Annotated in this window: 17 protein-coding genes; 16 read left to right on the plus strand and 1 reads right to left on the minus strand. The window is 71.2% G+C overall.

All coding sequences use genetic code 11. From position 1 onward, the window contains the following. A partial coding sequence (locus VGV13_07885) for a peptide chain release factor-like protein (protein ID HEV8641002.1) occupies positions 1–326 on the minus strand: 326 nt, incomplete at its 3' end. Positions 327–362: 36 nt separating this feature from the next. Between VGV13_07885 and VGV13_07890 the strand changes: the two genes are divergently transcribed. The 16 genes from VGV13_07890 (at position 363) to murF (ending at position 19,832) form a co-directional block, all read left to right on the plus strand. Then, positions 363–2,087, plus strand: a complete 1,725-nt coding sequence (locus VGV13_07890; GenBank protein ID HEV8641003.1) for an adenine deaminase C-terminal domain-containing protein — start codon at positions 363–365, stop codon at positions 2,085–2,087. Beyond that, positions 2,077–3,012, plus strand: a complete 936-nt coding sequence (locus VGV13_07895) for a PHB depolymerase family esterase (protein HEV8641004.1) — start codon at positions 2,077–2,079, stop codon at positions 3,010–3,012. The genes VGV13_07890 and VGV13_07895 overlap by 11 nt, the downstream gene beginning before the upstream one ends. Further along, positions 3,009–4,262 (plus strand): DUF445 domain-containing protein, encoded by a 1,254-nt coding sequence (locus VGV13_07900; protein HEV8641005.1) that lies wholly within the window; start codon positions 3,009–3,011, stop codon positions 4,260–4,262. The genes VGV13_07895 and VGV13_07900 overlap by 4 nt, the downstream gene beginning before the upstream one ends. A 154-nt stretch (positions 4,263–4,416) precedes the next feature. Beyond that, positions 4,417–6,030, plus strand: a complete 1,614-nt coding sequence (locus VGV13_07905; protein ID HEV8641006.1) for an ABC transporter substrate-binding protein — start codon at positions 4,417–4,419, stop codon at positions 6,028–6,030. Between the two features lie 52 nt (positions 6,031–6,082). Further along, positions 6,083–7,036, plus strand: a complete 954-nt coding sequence (locus tag VGV13_07910; GenBank protein ID HEV8641007.1) for an ABC transporter permease — start codon at positions 6,083–6,085, stop codon at positions 7,034–7,036. 260 nt (positions 7,037–7,296) lie between these two features. Then, positions 7,297–8,214 carry an ABC transporter permease gene (locus VGV13_07915; GenBank protein HEV8641008.1) on the plus strand — a complete coding sequence of 306 codons (918 nt, stop codon included), beginning with the start codon at positions 7,297–7,299 and terminating at the stop codon, positions 8,212–8,214. A gap of 135 nt (positions 8,215–8,349) precedes the next feature. After that, positions 8,350–9,768, plus strand: a complete 1,419-nt coding sequence (locus tag VGV13_07920; protein ID HEV8641009.1) for an aldehyde dehydrogenase family protein — start codon at positions 8,350–8,352, stop codon at positions 9,766–9,768. A gap of 11 nt (positions 9,769–9,779) precedes the next feature. Further along, a complete protein-coding gene (locus tag VGV13_07925; GenBank protein ID HEV8641010.1) occupies positions 9,780–11,192 on the plus strand; it encodes an amidase in 1,413 nt (470 codons plus the stop codon). 508 nt (positions 11,193–11,700) lie between these two features. After that, a complete protein-coding gene (locus VGV13_07930; protein HEV8641011.1) occupies positions 11,701–12,234 on the plus strand; it encodes a hypothetical protein in 534 nt (177 codons plus the stop codon). Positions 12,235–12,266: 32 nt separating this feature from the next. Continuing rightward, complete coding sequence (locus tag VGV13_07935) at positions 12,267–13,040, plus strand: M48 family metallopeptidase (GenBank protein HEV8641012.1); 774 nt, start codon at positions 12,267–12,269, stop codon at positions 13,038–13,040. 195 nt (positions 13,041–13,235) lie between these two features. Continuing rightward, on the plus strand, positions 13,236–13,676 hold the full coding sequence (gene mraZ, locus VGV13_07940) for a division/cell wall cluster transcriptional repressor MraZ (protein HEV8641013.1): 441 nt from the start codon (positions 13,236–13,238) through the stop codon (positions 13,674–13,676). Next, a complete protein-coding gene (gene rsmH, locus VGV13_07945) occupies positions 13,673–14,554 on the plus strand; it encodes a 16S rRNA (cytosine(1402)-N(4))-methyltransferase RsmH (GenBank protein ID HEV8641014.1) in 882 nt (293 codons plus the stop codon). The genes mraZ and rsmH overlap by 4 nt, the downstream gene beginning before the upstream one ends. Positions 14,555–14,592: 38 nt before the next feature. Then, positions 14,593–14,964, plus strand: a complete 372-nt coding sequence (locus tag VGV13_07950; protein ID HEV8641015.1) for a cell division protein FtsL — start codon at positions 14,593–14,595, stop codon at positions 14,962–14,964. Further along, the gene (locus VGV13_07955; protein HEV8641016.1) at positions 14,961–16,934 is read left to right on the plus strand and encodes a penicillin-binding transpeptidase domain-containing protein; all 1,974 of its coding nucleotides are present in this window, start codon (positions 14,961–14,963) and stop codon (positions 16,932–16,934) included. The genes VGV13_07950 and VGV13_07955 overlap by 4 nt, the downstream gene beginning before the upstream one ends. Before the next feature lie 13 nt (positions 16,935–16,947). Beyond that, the gene (locus tag VGV13_07960) at positions 16,948–18,429 is read left to right on the plus strand and encodes a UDP-N-acetylmuramoyl-L-alanyl-D-glutamate--2,6-diaminopimelate ligase (protein ID HEV8641017.1); all 1,482 of its coding nucleotides are present in this window, start codon (positions 16,948–16,950) and stop codon (positions 18,427–18,429) included. An 8-nt stretch (positions 18,430–18,437) separates the two neighbouring features. Continuing rightward, complete coding sequence (murF, locus tag VGV13_07965) at positions 18,438–19,832, plus strand: UDP-N-acetylmuramoyl-tripeptide--D-alanyl-D-alanine ligase (GenBank protein HEV8641018.1); 1,395 nt, start codon at positions 18,438–18,440, stop codon at positions 19,830–19,832. The last annotated feature ends 8 nt before the right edge of the window (positions 19,833–19,840 follow it).

The following is a 19,840-nucleotide window of genomic DNA, read 5'->3' on the forward strand; positions in this document are numbered from 1 at the left end:
CGGGGCCGGGGCTCCCGGAGCGCGGCGAGGACGAGATCGCGCACCTTCGCGCGCGCGATCTCGAGGTTCGCGGCCTGCTCGCGCGTGGCCTGGCTGGTGACGACGAGCTGGCCGCTCGCGTCGAGCCGGTGACGGGCGAGCACGCGCAGCCGCTCTCGGGCCGCGTCCGTCAGACCTTCGATGGCCGCGAGATCGACGCGCAGGTCGATCTTGGTGGCGACCTTGTTGACGTTCTGACCGCCGGGGCCGGAGGCGCGCACCGCGCGCACGGTGATCGCGCCCGCGGGAACCCTCACGTCGTCCGTGACGATGATGGGCCGGCTCACACGACCATTCTAACGTTGCGTCTATAATTCCTGGGTATGACTCCGGCCCAACGGCGGCGGCTTACGGCGGTGGCGCGCGGCCGGGAGCCCGCCGATCTCTATCTGCGCGGCGGCACCCTGTTGAACGTCTACACCGGCGAGCTCTACCCGGCGAACGTCGCCCTCGCCGGCGAGCGGATCGCCTACGTCGGCCTCCGCGATGATATGGTCGGCCCGCGTACCCTGGTCCTTGACGTCGCCGACCGCATCCTCGTTCCAGGCTACATCGACCCGCACGTGCATCCCGCGCACCTGGTCACCCCCTCGGCGCTGGCGCGGCATCTGCTGCCGCTCGGCACCACCACGGTGTTCGCCGACACGCTGCAGTTCTGGGAGCTCGGTGGCCTGCACGCCTTTCGTACCGCGGCCGACGCGCTGGCCCGCTCGCCGCTCAAGTTCTACTGGATGATCCGCCCCCACGCGCAGTCGCGCTCGACGGACGAGCGGCGGCGCTTCCGGGTCGCGGACCTGGCGCGGGCGCTCGAGCACCCGTGGGCGGTGGCGATCGGCGAGGTGACGCGGTGGCCCGACGCCTGGGGCGGGGATCCGGACCTGCTGGCCAGGCTCGATCTCGCGCAGCGGCGCGGCCGCCGCGTCGAGGGCCACACGGCCGGCGCCTCGGGGGACAAGATGGCCGCCATCGCCGCGGCCGGGTTCACCTCCGATCACGAGCCCATCACCGCTCGGGAGGTACTGGAGCGCGCGCGGCAGGGCATCGCGGTGATGCTGCGCGAGTCGTCGCTCCGGCCGGATCTGGCCGGGCTGCTGGACGCGCTCAAGGAAGCCCCGGGGCTCGCCTCCCGCGTCATGCTCACCTGCGACGGCTCCATGCCCGCGTTCGTCCGCGATCACGGCTTCGTCGACCACCTGATTCGCGTGGCGCTGGAGCGCGGCGTGCCGCCGCTCGACGCCTACCGGATGGCGACGCTGAATCCGGCGACTTACTACGGCCTCGACGCCCACCTGGGCGGCCTGGCCCCGGGGCGGTACGCCGACGTCTGCGTGCTCCGCGATCTCGGTGAGCCGCGCCCCGAAACCGTGGTGGCCCGTGGCCGCGTCGCCGCCGAGGGCGGGCGGCTGCTCGTCAGCGTGCCCGAGCCGCCGTGGCGCCGCGTGTTCACCTCCGCCGAGGCGCGGCTGACCGTGCCCTGGCGGTCGCGCCCGGCCGACTTCCAGCTGCCGCCCCGGACCCGGTACCCGGTGGTGAGGCTCGTCAGCGCCGTGATCACGCGCCTGGAGGAGCGGGGGCTCCAGCCGGGGGATCTCCACGCCGCGCTCGTCGATCGCGGCGGCCGCTGGGTCGCGCCGGGTGTCGTCGCCGGCTTCGCCGATCGGCTGGATGGCCTGGCGGCGACGATCTCCACCGACTTCAACATCCTGGTACTGGGACGGAGCCCCGAAGCGATGGCGCGCGCGGTGAATCGACTGCTCGATCGGCGGGGCGGGGTGGTCCTCGTCGACGGCCGCGAGATCGCGTACGAGCTGCCGCTCCCGCTCGGTGGCGTGATGACCCGGGGCTCGGTCGCCGATGCCGCGCGATGGGAGGACGGGCTGCGCGCGGCGCTCGTCGCCCGCGGCTACCCCTATCACGAGCTGCTCTTCACGCTCTTCTTCCTCTCTGCCGATTTCCTGCCCGCCGTCCGGCTGACGCCGCGGGGCGTGTGGGACGTCAAGCGAAGCCGCGTCCTCCTTCCGGCGCGCCGGCGGGTACGTGCGCAGTGAAGCGGCCCGGGTCGTCGGAGCGCTGGTCCTGGCCGGCCTCGCGCTCCTGGGTGCCGCCGCGACGCGCCCCAGCACCGGTCTCTTCAAACGCGGCGCCCACGAGGGGCGCGTCTATCGTCTCTATCTGCCGCGCGCGGTGGTGGAGGCCCCTAGGGAGCCGCCGACCTTGCCGCTGGTGGTGGCGCTGCACGGCTGCTGGCAGACGCCGGAAGACTTCGCGGCGGGGACGCGGCTGAACGAGGCCGCCGAGCCGCGCGGTCTGCTCGTCGTCTATCCCGCGCAGAGCCACCGCGACAATCCGAACCGGTGCTGGAACTGGTTCGAGCCGGCTGCCGCCGACCGCGGCGAGGTCGCCGAGATCCTCGCGCTCGTGCGCCACGTGCAGCGCGAGCAGCGGGTCGCGCGCGACCGCGTGGTGGTCCTCGGCTTCTCGGCGGGCGGGTTCATGGCCGTCAACCTGGCGTGCGCGGCACCCGACGTCATCAGGGGCGTCGGCGTGATGGCCGGCGGGCCCTATCGGTGCGGGGTCGGGCTCATCGCCGGCCTCCAGTGCATGCGCGGCCAGCACCTGGACGGCGAGGCGGCGGCCCGGGCCTGCCTCGGCTCGAGGGGACCAGGCGCGCGACCGGTGCGGGCCTCGCTCTGGCACGGAGCCGACGACACCGTGGTGAGTCCCGCGAACTTGGAAACGCTCGGGCGGATGTTCGTCCTCGTCAACGGCGGCTTCGCCGCCACCGCGGAGCGCGGCGACGGCGCGCTCCACAATGTCTACCGCGACGCGGGCGGGCGCGCCGTCGTCGAGACGTGGCTCGTCAGCGGCATGGGCCACGCCTGGAGCGGAGGCGATCCCCGCGGCTCGCACACGTACCCGCCCGGCCCGCCCGCGACCGGCCGCATGCTCGACTTCCTCCTGGCCCCCCCGTGAGGACGAAGCGGCGTCTGGCGCTGAGCGTGCTCCTCGCCGCGGTGGCGCTGGCGGCGGGGACGTTCCCGTTTCGCGCGACGTGGTGGGGCGGCTTCATCCTGGCGATCGCCGAGGCCGGCATCGTCGGCGGTCTCGCCGACTGGTTCGCCGTCACCGCGCTCTTCCGGCGCCCGCTGGGGCTGCCCATCCCTCACACCGCGCTGATCCCGGCGAACTGGCAGCTCCTCGCCCAGCGCGTGGGCACGATGGTGGGCGACCGCGTGCTCACCCGGGAGTACCTGGTCCTCGAGATCGACCGGATGGATCTCGCGGAGTGGGTGGCTCGGGCGGCCGAGCGCGTGACCCGGACCGATCTGGAGGCGGCCACGCGCACGATGCTCGGCTGGGCGGCCCGCGAGGCGCCGGTCGCGTCGGCGGGGGAGCTGGTCGGGCGCCTGCAGCGGCTGCTCGTCGCTCAGCCCGTGGCTCCCACGCTGGCGACCGCGCTCGAGCTGGGCCGGCAGCACGGCTGGGACCAGCGCGTGATCGGTGGGCTGGCGCGGGCGCTGGCCGACGCGCTCGAGCGCCCGGAGCTGCGGCGGACCGTGGGCGAGCTCGTCGACGAGGTCCTGCTCCGCTATCGCGAGCGCGTGGGCTTCTACCCGCGGCTGGCGCTGGGACTCGCCGATCTGCTCGGGCTGATCGACCGGGAGCGGATCGTCGCCTCGCTGCACGCCGGGCTCACCGAGGTGGCGAACGACCCCGCGCATCCGCTTCGCGGGCGGCTGAGCGACGCGGTCGCCGATTTCGCCGGGCGCCTCCGCCGCGACGCCGTGCTGGCGGGGCGGGTGGAGGCGGTGAAGGAGGAGCTGCTGGGCAGCCCGGTCGTGGCCCGGCTCGTCGACGACGGGGCTCGCGCGCTGCGCCGGACCCTGCTCGTCGACCTCCAGCGCCCCGCGTCGGAGGCGGTGGCCTGGGTGGCCGAGCGCCTCGAGCGGTGGCGCCGCGTCGTCGTCGCCGATGCGGCGCTCCGCGGCCAGGTGGAGCGCTGGATCAAGACGCGGGCGACCGAGCTGGTGGAGCGCCACCACGGCCGCATCGCCGCGTTCATCGAGAAGGGTGTGCACGCGCTGGGGCCGGAGGGCGCGGTGCGGCTCATCGAGGAGCACGCGGGCGACGACCTGCAGTACATCCGCGTCAACGGCACCGTAGTCGGGGGGCTCGCCGGCGGTCTCCTCTATGCGATCCACCTGCTGGTGCGTCTGCTCTGACCGACGCTGCTCTTCCTCGACTACTACGTGTCCGGCCTCACGGCGGGCGCCGTGAAGGGCTGAGGCGGACGCGACCGCGCCGGATTGTCCGCTCGCCGGTTTTCACGTACACTCAGCCATCCTCGGACTCAGGATCTTCCCAGGAGGAGCGCTCATGCCACGCTTGCCCCTCGCGGCATCCCTCATCGTCGTCGCCGGGCTCCTCGCCGTGATCGCCGCCGGCACGCCGGCCGTCGGCCAGGCGCCCAAGTCCGGCGGGGTCCTCAACGTCATGCAGCGCGAGGACCTGGCCCAGGGCTTCTCGATCCACGAGACGGCGACGATCTCCACCGTGTGGCCGAGCATGCCGTGCTTCAACAACCTCGTGCTCTTCGACCCCCTGAAGCCGGTCGAGAGCATGGACACCATCATTCCCGAGCTGGCCGAGAAGTGGTCCTGGCAGGACAACTACCGCAACCTCGTCTTCTTCCTCCGCAAAGGGGTCAAGTGGCACGACGGCCAGCCCTTTACCTCGAAGGACGTCAAGTACACCTTCGACATGATCCGCGAGGCGAAGGACGCGCCGGCCAAGCTGCGGATCAATCCCCGCAAGGACTGGTACGCCAACGTCGTGAGCATCGAGGCGCCCGACCCGCACACGGTGATCTTCCACCTCAAGCGGCCGCAGCCCTCGCTGCTGATGATGCTGGCCTCCGGGTACTCACCGGTCTACCCGGCCCACATCCCGCCGGCGGAGTTCCGCACCCGCTGCGTCGGCACCGGCCCCTTCAAGGTCAAGGAGTGGCGGAAGGGCGAGTACATCGAGTACGTCCGGAACCACGACTACTGGGCCAAGGGCCGTCCGTACCTCGACGGCCTCAAGTACGTGATCATCCCTGAGCGCGGCACGCGGACGGCGGCGATCCAGGCCGGCCGGCTGGACATCGCCTTCCCGGGCGAAACGTCGAAGGCCACCGCCGAGCAGCTCAGGGCGGCCGTCCCCAACATGGTCATCAGCGAGGTGGGCGCCAACGTCAACGACAATCTCATCATGAACGTCAAGAAGCCGCCCTTCGACAACGTGAAGGTGCGGCGCGCGATGAGCCTGGCCATCGACCGCCGCGCCTACGTCAGAGCGGTCCACCAGGGCGGTGCAGTGGTCGGTGCCTCGCTGCAGCCGAGGCCGTACGGGTTCTGGGGGCTGCTCGAGAAGGACCTCAACCAGCTCCCCGGCTACGGCAAGCCGGCGGAGGACAAGGCCAAGGCCAGGAAGCTTCTCGCCGAGGCTGGCTTCACTCCATCCAACCCGCTGAAGGTCGAGATCAAAACGCGGGCGATCGCCATCTACATCGACTTCTCCTCGTTCGTGATCAACGAGCTGAAGCAGGTAGGGGTGGAGGCGACACTGACGCAGATCGAGACGGCCCAGTGGCACCCCCTGGTCACCCGCCGAGACTACCAGATGGGAACCAACCTCACCGGCCTGGGCGTGGATGACCCGGACGGGAATTTCTACGAGAACTTCGCCTGCGGATCTCCGCGCAACTACACCGACTACTGCGACGAGCAGGTGATGAAGATGTTCGACCAGCAGTCCCAGGAGCTCGACCGCAGGAAGCGGACGACGTTGGTCGGGCAGATCCAGAAGAAGCTCGAGGAGGACGCGGCCCGCCCGATGATGGGCTGGCGGCTCGACTACTTCGCGCAGTGGCCGCACGTGAAGAACCTCGTCCCTCACCACAACATCTACAACTTCGGCCGGCTGCAGGACGTCTGGATGGACAAGTAACCACTCATCACGTCGGAGGGGGCCTCGACGGCCGCCTCCGAAATCTTCCCACGTGCGAACTTACATCGCTCAGCGCCTCGCGATCGCCGTGCTGACCCTGTTCGGCATGTCGGTCGTCATCTTCGTCCTCATGCGTCTGGCCCCGGGCGACATCGTCGACATCCTCTTCGCCGCCGCTGGCTACGTGAACGAGACCGACAAGAAGCTGATCATGAAGGAGCTGGGGATCGACAAGCCGATCTGGGTCCAATACGCCACCTGGCTCCGGGACATCTTCACCGGCGACCTCGGCAAGTCCTATCGCTACGATCTGCCCGCCTGGCAGGTGATCAGGCCGTTGGTCCCGGTCACGCTGGAGCTGGCCGTCCTGGCCACGCTGTTCTCCGTGCTGCTCGGTGTGCCCACCGGGGTCATCAGCGCGGTTCGGCAGGACACCGCCCTCGATTACGGGTTGCGCATCTTTTCGCTGGCCGGTCTCTCCATGCCGGCTTTCTGGCTCGGCATGGTCATCATCTTGGCGCTCGTCGCCTGGGTTGGCTGGATGCCGCCGCTGACGTATATGTCGCCCACCGAGAACCTCAAGGTGCACCTGGTGCAGTTCCTCCTGCCCGCGCTCGCCGTCGGGTACCGGTTCTCGGCCCTCATGATGCGGATCACCCGCTCGGCCGTCCTGGAGGTGATGCGCGAGGACTACATCCGGACGGCGTGGGCGAAGGGGCAGAGCGAGCGGGTCGTGATCTGGCGGCACGCGCTGAAGAACGCCATCCTGCCGGTGGTGACCGTCATCGGCCTCGAGTTCGCCTTCCTCATCGGCGGCCTCGTGGTCACCGAGACCGTGTTCAACCTCCCGGGGGTGGCGAGGTTCCTCGTGCAGGCGATCCTCTGGCGCGACTATCCGATCGTTCAGAACCTGGTGATGTTCACCGCCATCGTGGTGATCCTGACGAATCTGGTGGTGGACCTGCTCTATGGGTGGCTCGACCCGCGGGTGCGCTATGCCGACTAGTGCCGGTCCAATTAACTTCGCCATACTTCGTTCTCGGACTCACGCAGGCTCGCCTCGCGTGCCGAGCACGCTGCGGCTTCGCACGACTGTTCGCAGGCTCGCCTCGGACGGGCGGGGCCCAGCCCGCCGCCGTCCTGCGGCTCGCACTCCCACGCCGGTCCTCGACGTACAACCGCGTACGCCTCAGTTGTCGCTCCTCGCCGCCTCGCATCTGGGCCGGTTTGCTCGCCCGGCGGTGAGGCTCACCGCTCGTCGCTCGTATGGCGACTAAGCCCGTCGTCGCCGAGACCGGCCTCGAGCTCATCATCGCCGCCCCGCGGGTGGCCGAGCCGATCGGGACCTGGACGGCCATCGGCCGGTTCTGTCGCAAGAAGCCGCTGGGCGCCGCCGGGGGCGTGCTCATGCTGCTGCTGGTGGTGAGCGCCCTGTTCGCGGAAGTCCTGGCGACCCACGATCCCATCGCCACCGACGCCGCCAACACGCTGGCGCCGCCCAGCGCAGGCCACTGGCTGGGCAGCGATCACCTCGGGCGCGACATCTACAGCCGCATCGTCCACGGCGCGCGGGTGTCGCTCGTCGTCGGGGTGATGTCGACCCTGCTGGGATCGGTGCTGGGCGGCATCATCGGGTTGCTGTCGGCCTACTTCGGCGGGAAGACCGATCTCATCTCGCAGCGCGTCCTCGACATCCTCCAGGGGCTGCCGCTGCTGGTGCTGGCGCTGGTCATGTCGGCCGCGCTGGGCCCGGCCATCCACAACGTCGTCATCGCGATCTCCGTGCCGATCATCCCCCGCGCCGCCCGGGTGATCCGCTCGAGCGTGCTGTCGATCCGCGAGATGCAGTACGTGGAGGCCGCCCGCGCTCTCGGCGTCCGCCACCTGCGGATCGCGTTTCGCCACATCCTCCCGAACACGATCGGCACCTTCATCGTGCTGTCGACTGCCCAGCTGGGAGGCGCCGTCCTGGTGGAGGCGACGCTCTCGTTCCTCGGGCTCGGCGTCCCGGAGCCCTATCCGTCGTGGGGCCGCATGCTGTCGGTGTCGGCCGCGGAGTACGCGCAGAAGGCGCCCCACCTCGTGCTCTTCCCGGGAATGGCCATCAGCCTCGCCGTCTTCGGCTCCAACCTACTCGGCGACGCCCTGCGCGATACACTGGATCCCCGCCTGCGGGGGCGGTAGGGAGGTGGCGCCGGCGCGGCACCCCGCGCTTCCGGAGGGACACGGAGCGGACATGAAGCATCGGAAGCCGGATTCCAGCCGGGCCAGGGCGGGCCGCAAGGCCGGCCGCCCCGGCCCTGACGAAGGAGCACAGTCATGAAGATGTACGTGGCCGGTCAATGGACCGACAAGCCCAACACGATCGAGGTCCACAACCCCTACGACAACTCCGTCCTCGACACGGTGCCGCGGGCGGACAAGAGCGACGTGGAGCGCGCGCTCCGGTCGGCCGAGCGCGGCGCCCGGGTCATGGCCAAGCTCTCGGGCTACGATCGCTGGAAGATCCTCCGGAAGGCGGCGGAGCTGATGGCCGCCCGCCAGGAGGACCTCGCCCAGACGATCTCCGAGGAAGAGGGGAAGGTCATCGCCGAGGGCCGGCTCGAGGCCAACCGCGCCTTCGAGACCATCATGGGCTCGGCCGAGGAGGCCAAGCGCCTGCACGGCCAGACGGTGCCGCTCGATGGCGCGCCCGGCGGGGCCGGGAAGTTCGGGGTGACGATTCGCGTGCCCTGCGGCGTCGTGGTGGCCATCAGTCCCTTCAACTTCCCGCTGAACCTGGTCTGCCACAAGGTGGGCCCGGCGCTGGCGGGCGGCAACGCGGTGGTGCTGAAGCCCGCCACCGACACGCCGCTCTCGGCGCTGAAGCTCACCGAGATCCTGCTGGAGGCGGGCGTGCCGCCCGAGGGCATCAACACGCTCACCGGCTCGGGCGGCGAGATCGGCGACCTGCTGGTCACCGACCGGCGGGTGCGCAAGATCACTTTCACCGGCAGCCGCGACGTCGGCGAGCGCATCTGCAAGCAGGCCGGCATCAAGCGCGTCACCATGGAGCTCGGCAGCAACGCGCCCGTCATCGTGATGCCGGACGCCGCCCTGGACAAGGTGGCGGCGGCGGTGGCGGCCACGGGCTACGCCAACGCGGGCCAAGTCTGCATCTCTACCCAGCGCGTGCTCGCCGCCGGCAAGGTCTACGGGGACTTCCTCGACGCCCTCCGCCCCAAAGTTCAGGCGCTCAAGGTCGGCAACCAGCTCGACGAGACGGTGAAGGTGGGGCCCATGGTCCGCGAGCGGGAGGCCGTCCGCGTCGACGAGTGGGTGAAGGAAGCGGTGGCCAGCGGCGCCCGGCTCGTCACCGGCGGCAAGCGGCAGGGGGCCCTCTACGAGCCCACCATCGTCGCCGACGTGAAGCCCGAGATGCGGATCTCCCGCGACGAGCTGTTCGGCCCCGCGGTCGCCGTCACGCCGTTCGGTGACATCGACGAGGCGATCGCGCTGGCCAACGACTCGAACTACGGGCTGGCGGCCGGCATCTTCACCGAGAATCTGGAGTGGGCGTGGAAGTTCGCCCGCGAGGTGCAGTCGGGCAACCTGCACATCAACTGGGGCCCGCAGTGGCGCGCGGATCTCATGCCGTACGGCGGGCTCAAGGAATCCGGCTTCGGCAAGGAGGGCCCCGCCTACGCCATCGAGGAGATGACCGAGCTGAAGATGGTCGTGTTTCACCTGTCCTCCTGAGGAGAGCGTTGATGTCCAGGGATGAGCTCTGCTGGCTGTCGGCTACCGGGCTGGCGGCCCAGATCCGGAAGAAGAAAGTCTCGCCGGTGGAGGTCGTCGATGCCGTGCTCGATCGGATCGACAGGATCAATCCCAAGCTGAACGCGTTCGTGACCCTGACCGCCGACGAGGCCCGCCAGGCTGCCAAGCTGGCCGAGCGTCAGCTCATGAGGAAGGGGGCGAAGCTCGGCCCGCTGCACGGCGTGCCGTTCTCGGTCAAGGATCTCGTCATCACCAGGGGCGTGCGGACGACCTTCGGCACGTCGCTCTACCGCGACAACGTCCCCACCGAGGACGCGCCGATGGTCGAGCGCATGAAGGCCGCCGGCGGCATCATGATCGGCAAGACCAACACGCCGACCTTCGGCTGGATCGGCGCCACGCACAATCTGCTCTTCGGCGTCACCCGCAACCCCTGGAACCTCGACCGCACGCCGGGCGGCTCGAGCGGCGGCGCCTCGGCGGCCGCCGCCGCCGGGCTGGGGCCGCTGCACATCGGCACCGACGGCGGGGGCTCGATCCGTATCCCGGCCTCCTGCGCCGGGATCTTCGGCTTCAAGCCCTCCTACGGGCGCATCCCGACCTACCCGGTCAGCGGCGCCTGGAGCCTGTCGCACATCGGCCCCCTGACGCGGACGGTGGCCGACGCCGCGCTGATGACGCAGGTCTGCGCGGGCCCCGACGAGCGCGATCAGTACTCGCTGCCGGCGGCGCGGGTGGACTACGTCAAGGCGCTGCGCTCCAGCCTGAAGGGCTGGCGCGTGGCCTGGAGCGCCGACCTCGGCTTCGTGGAGGCCCTCGATCCCGAGGTCCGCGCGGTGTGCGCCACGGCCGCGAAGGCCTTTCGGGAGCTGGGATGTCGCGTCGAGGAGGTCACGCCCGCCTGGCCGTCGCCGCGCGAGTGCTGGGAGCAGCTCTTCTGCGGCGGGATCGCCACCCGCATGGCGCCTTACATGAACCGGCGCGACGAGATCGAGCCGGGTTTGGTACGCCTCATCGAGGCGACGCTGAAGAACCCGCCGACGCGCTTCGTGCAGGCGTGGTTCGACCGTCTGGCCTGGTGGCAGCACCCCCGGGCCTTCTTCGAAAAGTACGATCTGCTGCTGACGCCGACGATCGCCTGCCCACCGTTCAAGGTGGGGCTCGACAACCCGACCGAGATCGCCGGCAAGCCGGTGTCCGCGTACGCCTGGATCCCCTTCACGTTCCCGTTCAACTGCACGGGCCAGCCGGCGGCGTCGGTGCCGTGCGGGTTCACCAGGGACGGCCTGCCCATCGGGCTCCAGATCGTCGGGCGCCGCTACGACGACGCGTCGGTCCTGCGCGCCTCGGCGGCCTTTGAGCGCGTCCGCCCCTGGGGGGCCCGGCGCCCTCCCATCGGCTAGGAGCGTGTCGGAGTAACCGCCGCTTTCGAGCGCCGGCTTCGCCGGCGCAATCCGTTCTGGGGGAGGCCTCGGAGGGGGCCGTCGAGGCCCCCTCCGAGGATCTAGTGCCGGTCCAATTAACTTCGCCATACTTCGTTCTCGGTCGGCGCCGGTCCTCGACGTACAACCGCGTACGCCTCCGGCCGGCGCCTCCCTCGGGGCCACTGAAGCGTCGCTTCGCAGCGGCGACCGCTGCTCAGCTCCTCCTGCGGGGCCTCGTCTGGCTCGTTACTTGGACCGGCACCCGGCAGGGCACCCGTTGGGGCAGCGCCGGAATTAGCTGGAGGCGCACTAGCAGGCCGTCGGGGAATAGCGCGAGCTCACCGCGCCCGCTTTCCGAGCGCCGGCGAAGCCGGCGCACCCTTGGGGGTGGTTCGGATTGTCAGGCCGAGGCCGGGCGGTGTCAGCATCGGGACTCACCACAACGTTGGACATTGACGCGCCCGCGCCGTGATCAGACGCTGCGCGCATGTCGCTCGCCGACTTGCTCGCGTCGCTCGCGGTGCTGGGGCTCGTGATGGGAGCCACCCTCACGTTGCTTCAGCAGGGACTGCGGATGTACGCGGCCGGTGTGGCCCGTGTCGAGTCGCAGCAGAGCGCCCGTATCGCGCTGGAGCGGATGGCCCGAGAGATCCGCCAGGCCGGATACGGCGCCAGCGGCGCGTCGTTTCCCGCGATCTCGGTCGCCGAGCGTTCGCGCATCGTGATCCATCTCGACCTGGACGGCGACGGGGCCAGCGCGGGCAGACGGGAGACGATCACCTGGCTCCTGGCCAGCGGCGTCCTGCGGCGCAACGCCGGCGGCGGCGCTCAGCCGATCGTCAACGGCGTGCGCGACCTCGAGCTGACGTACCTCGACGCCCGCGGCCACCCGACCATGACGCCCGACGAGATCCGCGCCGTCGCCATCGTGTTGACGACCGAGCCCGATCGCCCGGCGGCGGATCCGGCTCGTCGCGTGGCGACGACGATCGCCACCCAGGTGCGCCTGCGCAACCGCTGATCCTGGCCCCCGGGGGGGGTAGAATCGGGGCCATGAAGGCGTTTCGCCTTCCCGCGCTCGCGGTCGTCCTGCTCGTCGTCGTCGCCTGCCAGACCGTCCCCGTCACCGGCCGCAGCCAGATCATGCTGCTACCCGAGAGCCAAGAGATCCAGATGGGGCTCACCGCTTACCGGGAGGTGCTCAGCAAGGCCACGGTCTCAGGCGATCCCGCGCTGAACGACCAGGTCACCCGCGTGGGCCGGCGCATCGCCGAGGCGACGGGACGCCGTGACTACCAGTGGGAGTTCAAGGTGCTCGAGAGCAAGGCGGTGAACGCGTTCGCGCTGCCGGGCGGTAAGGTGGCCGTCTACACGGGCATCCTGCCGATCACGCGCGACGACGCCGGACTGGCGGCGGTGCTCGGCCACGAGGTGGCCCACGCGATCGCGCGCCACGGCGGTGAGCGCATCAGCCAGACGCTCCTGGTGCAAACGGGGCTCGCCGCTACGCAGGTGGCGCTGGCCCGCCATGACCCGCAGACCGTGCAGAGTGTCGCGTCGCTGCTGGGCGCCGGCGCCGCTGTCGGATTGCTCCTGCCCTGGAGCCGGGGCCAGGAGTCGGAAGCCGACCACCTCGGCCTCGTCTACATGGCCAAGGCGGGCTATCACCCGTCGGCCGCGCGCGACCTGTGGGTGCGCATGGCGGAGGCCGGCCGCGGCCAGCCGCGGCCCCCGGAGTTCCTTTCGACCCATCCGTCCCCCGAGACGAGGATCCGCCAGATCGAGGCCTGGATCCCGGAGGCGCTCCGCTACTACCAGCCTCGCTGAGGGAGGTCCGGGGGCCCCACCTGAGGGGGAGCACCCCGGTGGGAAACCCTACAGGTTGGCGGCTGCGGCCCTGTCCTGAATTTCCTTAAAAAATCGTGTGTTTTTCCCTTGACAGGCCTTTTTGGCAAATGTAACCTCGCCACTCAAGTGGGGCAAAGTGGGATGAAGTGGGTGTCCCAGTCTCACCAGGGAGCCATGTTCAGGGGCCGCTATCAGCACACGATCGATCCGAAGGGGCGGTTGAGCGTGCCGGCCAAGTTCCGGGACGAGCTCGCCCAGTACGACGGCAGGCTCATCGTCGTGCCGAACGAAAACTCGCTTGAGGTGCACCCGCTGGAGGAATGGGAGCGCCTCGAGGGCAGGATCAGCGAGCAGTCGCAGTTCGACCCGGAGGTGCGGAAGCTGGGACGGCTCTACATCTCGCGCGCGAAGGAGGTCGCCCTCGACAACGTGGGTCGGATTCTCCTCCCGCCCGACAGCCGGCAGCAGGCGGGCCTGGTGAAGGACGTGACGCTGCTGGGGCCGGGCCGCCGGTACTTCGAGGTGTGGGATCGCCCGCGGTTCGACGAATACGAGCGGACGAACGGCGACGGGCTGCCCTCGCTGTTCGAGCGGTTGTCGCAACTGGGGGTATAGCGGTTCACATCCCCGTCCTCACCGACGAGGTCGCGTTCCTCCTGCGACCGCGGCGCGAGGGCTGGGTGATCGACGGGACGGTGGGCATGGGTGGACACGCAGAGGCGCTGTTGGCGACGAGCACGGGGGGCGTCCGGCTGCTGGGGCTGGACGTCGATCCCGAGGCGCTCGTCCGGGCGGCCGCGCGTCTGCAGCGGTTCGGGGACCGGGTGCGTCTGACCCGCGCCAACTTCGGCCGCCTGCGCGCCGTCGCCCGTGACCACGGCGTCGAGCGCGCGGAGGCTGTCCTGCTCGACCTCGGCGTGTCGTCGTATCAGCTCGAAGAATCGCGACGCGGCTTCTCGTTTCAGGGCGACGAGCCTCTGGACATGCGCCTGGACCCGGCGGGCGGCGAGACGGCGGAGAGGCTGCTCAATCGCCTGCCGGAAGCGGAGCTGGCGCGCATCCTCGCCGAGTGCGGCGACGAGCCCCACGCGCGCCGGATCGCCCGCGCGATCGTGCGCCGCCGGCCGCTGCGAACCACGGGCGACCTGGTCGCGGCCGTGCGCAGCGCCGTGCCGCGCCGGGCGTGGCCGCGTCGCCTGCACGTCGCCACGCGGACGTTCCAAGCCGTGCGGATGGCCGTCAACGACGAACCCGGGGCGCTGCGCCAGGCGCTGCCCGGCGCGGCCGACCTGTTATCGCCCGGAGGGCGCCTGGCCGTCATCTCCTTTCACTCGGGCGAAGATCGCATCGTGAAGCTGACGTTCCGTTCGCTCACGGCTGACGGCGCCTACGCCGTCGTGGAGCCGTCGCCCCTCGTGCCCGGGGACGACGAGGTGCGGGCCAATCCCCGCGCCCGGAGCGCGAAGCTGCGCGTGCTGGAGCGGGTGCCGTGACACAGCCACAGCGACTCCATCGTGAACGCGATCCCCGCGTGCGCCGGGCCCTGATCCTGGCACTCGCGGCCGCCGTCCTCTTCATGGTCAGCGGCCTGGTGCTCGTCGGCCTGCGGGTGCAGCAGGTGCATCTCGGCTACCAGCTCGATGCGCTGCACGCCGAGCGCGCCCGCCTCGCGGGCCTGATGCGCCAGCTGGAGATCGAGGTGGCGACCCTCCGGTCGCCGGGCCGGGTCGAAACGCGGGCGCGCCAGCTCGGTCTGACGACCCCCGGACGGCAGCAGGTGCGCCTGGCGCGCGAGTTCATGGCCGGCCCCGCCGGCCTGGCCGCCGCGGAACGGAACCGGGTGGCGTCGCTCGGCGCTCCCCCGCGGTCTGACACGGTCGGGAGGGCTCCGCTACTACAGTGAGCGTCCAGGGTTTGCGCCCGCGCGTCCTCATTCTGGCGGCCATCCTCGCCGTCGCGTTTGCAGGCGTCACGGCGCGTCTGGGCCAGCTCCAGATCCTGCGCCACGCGGAGCTGTCGGCGATGGCCGAGCGCCAGTACTCCCGCACCGTGGTGCTCCACGCCCAGCGCGGACCGATCGTCGACCGCCAGGGGGCGATCCTGGCCGCCTCCAGTCCGGCCGAATCGCTCTTCGCCCAGCCCCGCGGCGTGGGCGATCCCGTGCGCGTGGCCGCCCGGCTGGCGCCCATCGTGAGGATGTCCCAGGCCGAGCTGCACGCGGCCCTCGTCAGCCCGCGTCCGTTCGTGTGGCTCAGGCGGCGGTTGCCGCCGGCGGTGGCCGAGCAGGTCCGCGCGCTGCGGGAGCCCGGGCTGGGGCTCGTGGCCGAGCCGCTCCGGCTCTATCCCAACCGTGAGCTCGCCGCCCACGTCCTCGGCTTCGAGGGCGTCGACGGAGGGCTGGAGGGCATCGAGCGGGCGTGGAACGACACCCTGCAGGGCGCGCCCGGCAAGGCCGTGGTGGGCCGCGACGCGCTCGGCCGCGACGTCGTCACCCAGCACGTGCTCCAGCCGCCCCTGCCCGGCCACGGCGTCATGCTGACGCTCGACGCCAACGTCCAGTACGTAGCCGAGCGTGAGATCGACGCCCTCTATCGGCGGACGGGCGCCAAGACCGCGATGGCGGTGGTTCTGGAGCCGCGCACCGGGGACGTCCTGGCCATCGCGATCCGCCCGACGTTCAACCCGAACACCTTCCTCGACGTTCCCTTGCGTGACGCCTGGCGCAATCGCGCCATCACCGACCCCTTCGAGCCGGGCTCCACCCTCAAGGTGATCCTGGCGGCGGCGGCGCTCGAGGAAGGGGTCGTCCGTCCCCACGACCGCGTCTTCGGTGAAAACGGCGCGATCACGATCGCCCGGACGACGATCCACGACTGGAAGAAGTACGGGTGGCTCACCTTCGCCGAGGTGCTGCAGCACTCCTCGAACGTCGGCTCGATCAAGGTCGGGCTGGCGCTCGGTGGCGCCCGCTACCACCGCTACCTGAGCGCCTTCGGCTTCGGCGCGCCCACCGGCGTGGGCCTGCCGGGCGAGAGCCGCGGAATGCTGCGCGATCCCCAGCGCTGGTCGGCCCTGTCGCTGCCCACCATGTCGATCGGCCAGGAGGTGTCCGTCACCGCGCTCCAGATGGTGGCGGCGTTCGGCGCCATTGCCAACGGCGGCACGCTCATGCAGCCGCATCTGGTGCGGGCGGTCTTCGACGCCGACGGCCGCGAGGCGCGCCGCTTCGAACCGGTGGCCGTCCGCCAGGTGATCTCCTCGGAGACGTCGCGCACGCTCACGCGGCTGCTGGTCGGCGTCGTCGACGCGGGCACCGGCCGCAACGCCGCCATCACCGGCTATCAGGTCGCCGGCAAGACCGGCACCGCCCAGAAGCTCGACCCCGCCACCGGGCGCTACTCGCGGGCGCCGGGCGTGCTGTCGTTCGTCGGCTTCGCCCCCGCCGACGAGCCGCGCTTCGTCATGCTCGTCATGCTCGACGAGCCCAGGAACGAGCAGTGGGGGAGCGAGGCGGCCGCGCCGGTCTTCGCAGCGATCGGGCGCGAGGTGCTGCGCTACCTCCAGGTGCCGCCGCGCGACGCGCGGCCCGTGCAGATCGTCACCGGGCCGGGCGTCGAGCCGCCGATGAGCGCGCGAGTGCGGCTGGTCAGCCTGGCCGCCGACGCGCCGTCCGCCGAGGGGCGGCCGCTCATGCCCGAGCTGCGCGGCAAGGCGCTCCGCCCGGCCCTCGCGACCCTCGCCCCGCTCCGGCTGCGCGTGGACGTGGCCGGGAACGGGCTCGTCGTCCGCCAGGTGCCCGCAGCGGGGACGGCGCTCGAGCCCGGCGCCTCGGCCCGGCTGGTGCTGGCGTCCCGATCGCGAGGCAGCCAGTGACATGGGACGCGCCATGCCCGTGAGCGAGCTCCTCGCGGCGCTGCCCGAGAAGACGGTGGTTGGCCGCCCGCCCACCGGGGTCAGCGGCATCGCCGATGATTCCCGGAAGGTCGAGCCCGGCCACTGCTTCGTCGCGGTGCCCGGGTTGCGACAGGACGCCCGGCGCTTCATCCCCGAGGCGGTGCAGCGGGGCGCGACGCTCGTCATCACCGAGGGGGCGGGGCTGCCGGACATCCCAGTGGCCCAGGTGCTGGTGCCCTCGGCGCGCGCGGCGCTGGGGCGCGCGGCCGACGCCTACTACGGGCATCCCTCGCGGCGGCTCACGGTTGTGGGGATCACGGGAACAAACGGCAAGACGACGACGTCCTATCTCGTGGAGGCGCTTTTGCAAACCCGTGGGTTGAGGACCGGTGTCATCGGTACGATCCAGTACCGGATCGGCGACCGGACTCTGCCCGCCGGCCAGACCACTCCCGACGCCTTGGCGCTTCAGTCAATGCTGGCGAGCATGTACGCGGAGGGCGTTCGCGGCGTCGCGATGGAAGTGTCCTCGCACGCGCTGGCGCTCGCGCGCGTCGACGAGCTGACGTTCGACGTCGCCGTGTTCACGAACTTGACGCAGGACCATCTGGACTTTCACGGCACGCTCGACGACTACCGGCGCGCCAAGCGCCGCCTCTTCGAGCTGCTGGAGGGCTCGCCCAAGGCCGGGCGGACGGCCGTCGTCAACTCCGACGACCCGTCGGCGGCCGAGATGACTCGCGGGCTGACGGTGCCGGTGCTGACGTTCGGGCTCGGCCCGGGTGCCGCCATCCGCGTCGGGGAGTGGGCGTCGACGCTCGAGGGCGTGCGGCTCGTAGCCGCCACGCCGCGCGGTCCGGTGGAGCTCCGCTCGCCGCTGATCGGCGAGCACAACGTGATGAACCTCCTGGGCGCGGTCGCGACCGGCATCGCGCTGGGGCTGACGCCGGCCACGATCGCGCAGGCGCTCGGTCGGGTGGGCACCGTCCCCGGACGCTTCGAGCAGATCCGGGCGGGCCAGCCCTTCCTCGTCGTCGTCGACTACGCGCACACGCCCGACGCGCTGGCGCGCGTCCTGACCACCGCCCGGAAGCTCACGAGCGGCCGCCTGGGGGTCGTTTTCGGCTGCGGCGGTGATCGCGACCGCGGCAAGCGGCCGATCATGGGCGGGATCGCCGCGCAGCTCGGCGACCGGATCTGGGTGACCTCCGACAACCCGCGCTCGGAGTCGCCGGAGGCCATCATCGACGAGATTGTCGCGGGTATCCGGCGGGCGGGCCTGGACGAGCGCCGTTACACGCGGCAGGCGCACCGCCGCGCCGCGATCGCGGAGGCGCTCGGGTGGGCCCAGGCCGGCGACACCGTGGTGATCGCCGGCAAGGGACACGAGACCTACCAGATCGTCGGGTCCGCCGTCCTGCCCTTTGACGATCGCGACGTGGCGCGGCACATCCTGGCGGAGCGGACGGCCTGAGGAGAGCGATGCCTGTCATCACCGTGCAGGAGATCGTTCGGGCGACCCAGGGCGCGCTGGTGGTGGGCGACCTCGCCATCTTCGCCAACGGCATCTCCATCGACTCCCGCACGCTCGGCGTCGGGGAGGCGTTCTTCGCCATCCGTGGCCATCGTCTGGACGGGCACGCCTTCGTCGCCGAGGCGGCCAGCCGCGGGGCCTCCTGCCTGGTCGTCCACCACGTGCCGGACCCGATTCCGTCCGGCGTCCCCCTGGTCCTGGTCGAGGAGACGACGAAGGCGCTGGGGCGCCTGGCGGCGGCGCATCGCGCCAAGTTCGACGTTCCCGTCGTCGCCGTCACCGGCTCGAACGGCAAGACGACGACGAAGGAGATGCTCGCGGCCGTGCTCGGCCAGCGCTGGCGGGTTCTCAGATCCGAGTCGAGCTTCAACAATCAGTGGGGGCTGCCCCTGACGCTGCTCCGGCTGGCGTCCGAGCACGAGGCGCTGGTGGTGGAGATCGGAACGAACCAGCGGGGCGAGATCGCCTATCTCAGCGGGCTGACCGCGCCCACCGTCGGCGTCGTCACCACCGTGGCCAGCGTCCATACCGAGTTCCTGGGGTCGCTGGCCGGCGTGCGCGAGGAGAAGGCGGCGCTGGTGCGGGTGCTGGGCGCCGCCGGCTGGGCCGTCCTGAACGCCGACGACGCCCGCGTGATGAGCATGGCGCGCGAGACCGCTGCCCACGTCCTCACCTACGGCCGCGCCGCCACCGCGGCGGTCCGCGCCGTCGGCGACGTGGCGGAAGACCCGCGCGGGCTCACGTTCACGCTGGAGGCGGGGGGCGCGCGCCAGGCCGTGATCCTGGGCTTCATCGGCCGTCACAACCTGACGAACGCCCTGGCCGCGGCGGCCGCCGGGGTGGCCCTGGGATTCTCGCTGCCCGAGATCGCCCGCGGGCTCGAGAGCGCCCGGCCCGTCAAGGGCCGCTGCATCTGGCAGCGGGTCGGCGACGTGAGGATCCTGGACGACACCTACAACGCCAACCCGACCTCCGTGAAGGCGGCGCTGGACACGGCGGTGGCCCATCGTGGATCGAGCCGTCTCGTCGTCGTGCTCGGTGACATGCTGGAGCTGGGCGACGTGACGGACGAGGCCCATCGCAACGTGGGGCGGCAGGTGGTGGCCGCCGGGGCGACGGAATTCATCGGCATGGGCGCCCACAGCCGCCTGGCCGTCGAGGCGGCCCGCGAGAGCGGGCTCGGCGAGGCGCATCACGCGATGACGTTCGAGGATACCGTCGCCCACCTGCTCAAGCGCGTGGCGCCGGGCGATCTCGTCCTCGTCAAGGGCTCGCGCGGGATGCGCATGGAGCGGGTGGCCGACGCACTCGCCGCGCGACTGGCCAGGCCCGAAGGGAAATGAGCGTGACG

The organism is Candidatus Methylomirabilota bacterium, from assembly GCA_036001065.1.
In the GTDB taxonomy this organism is placed as follows: domain Bacteria; phylum Methylomirabilota; class Methylomirabilia; order Rokubacteriales; family CSP1-6; genus MNEF01.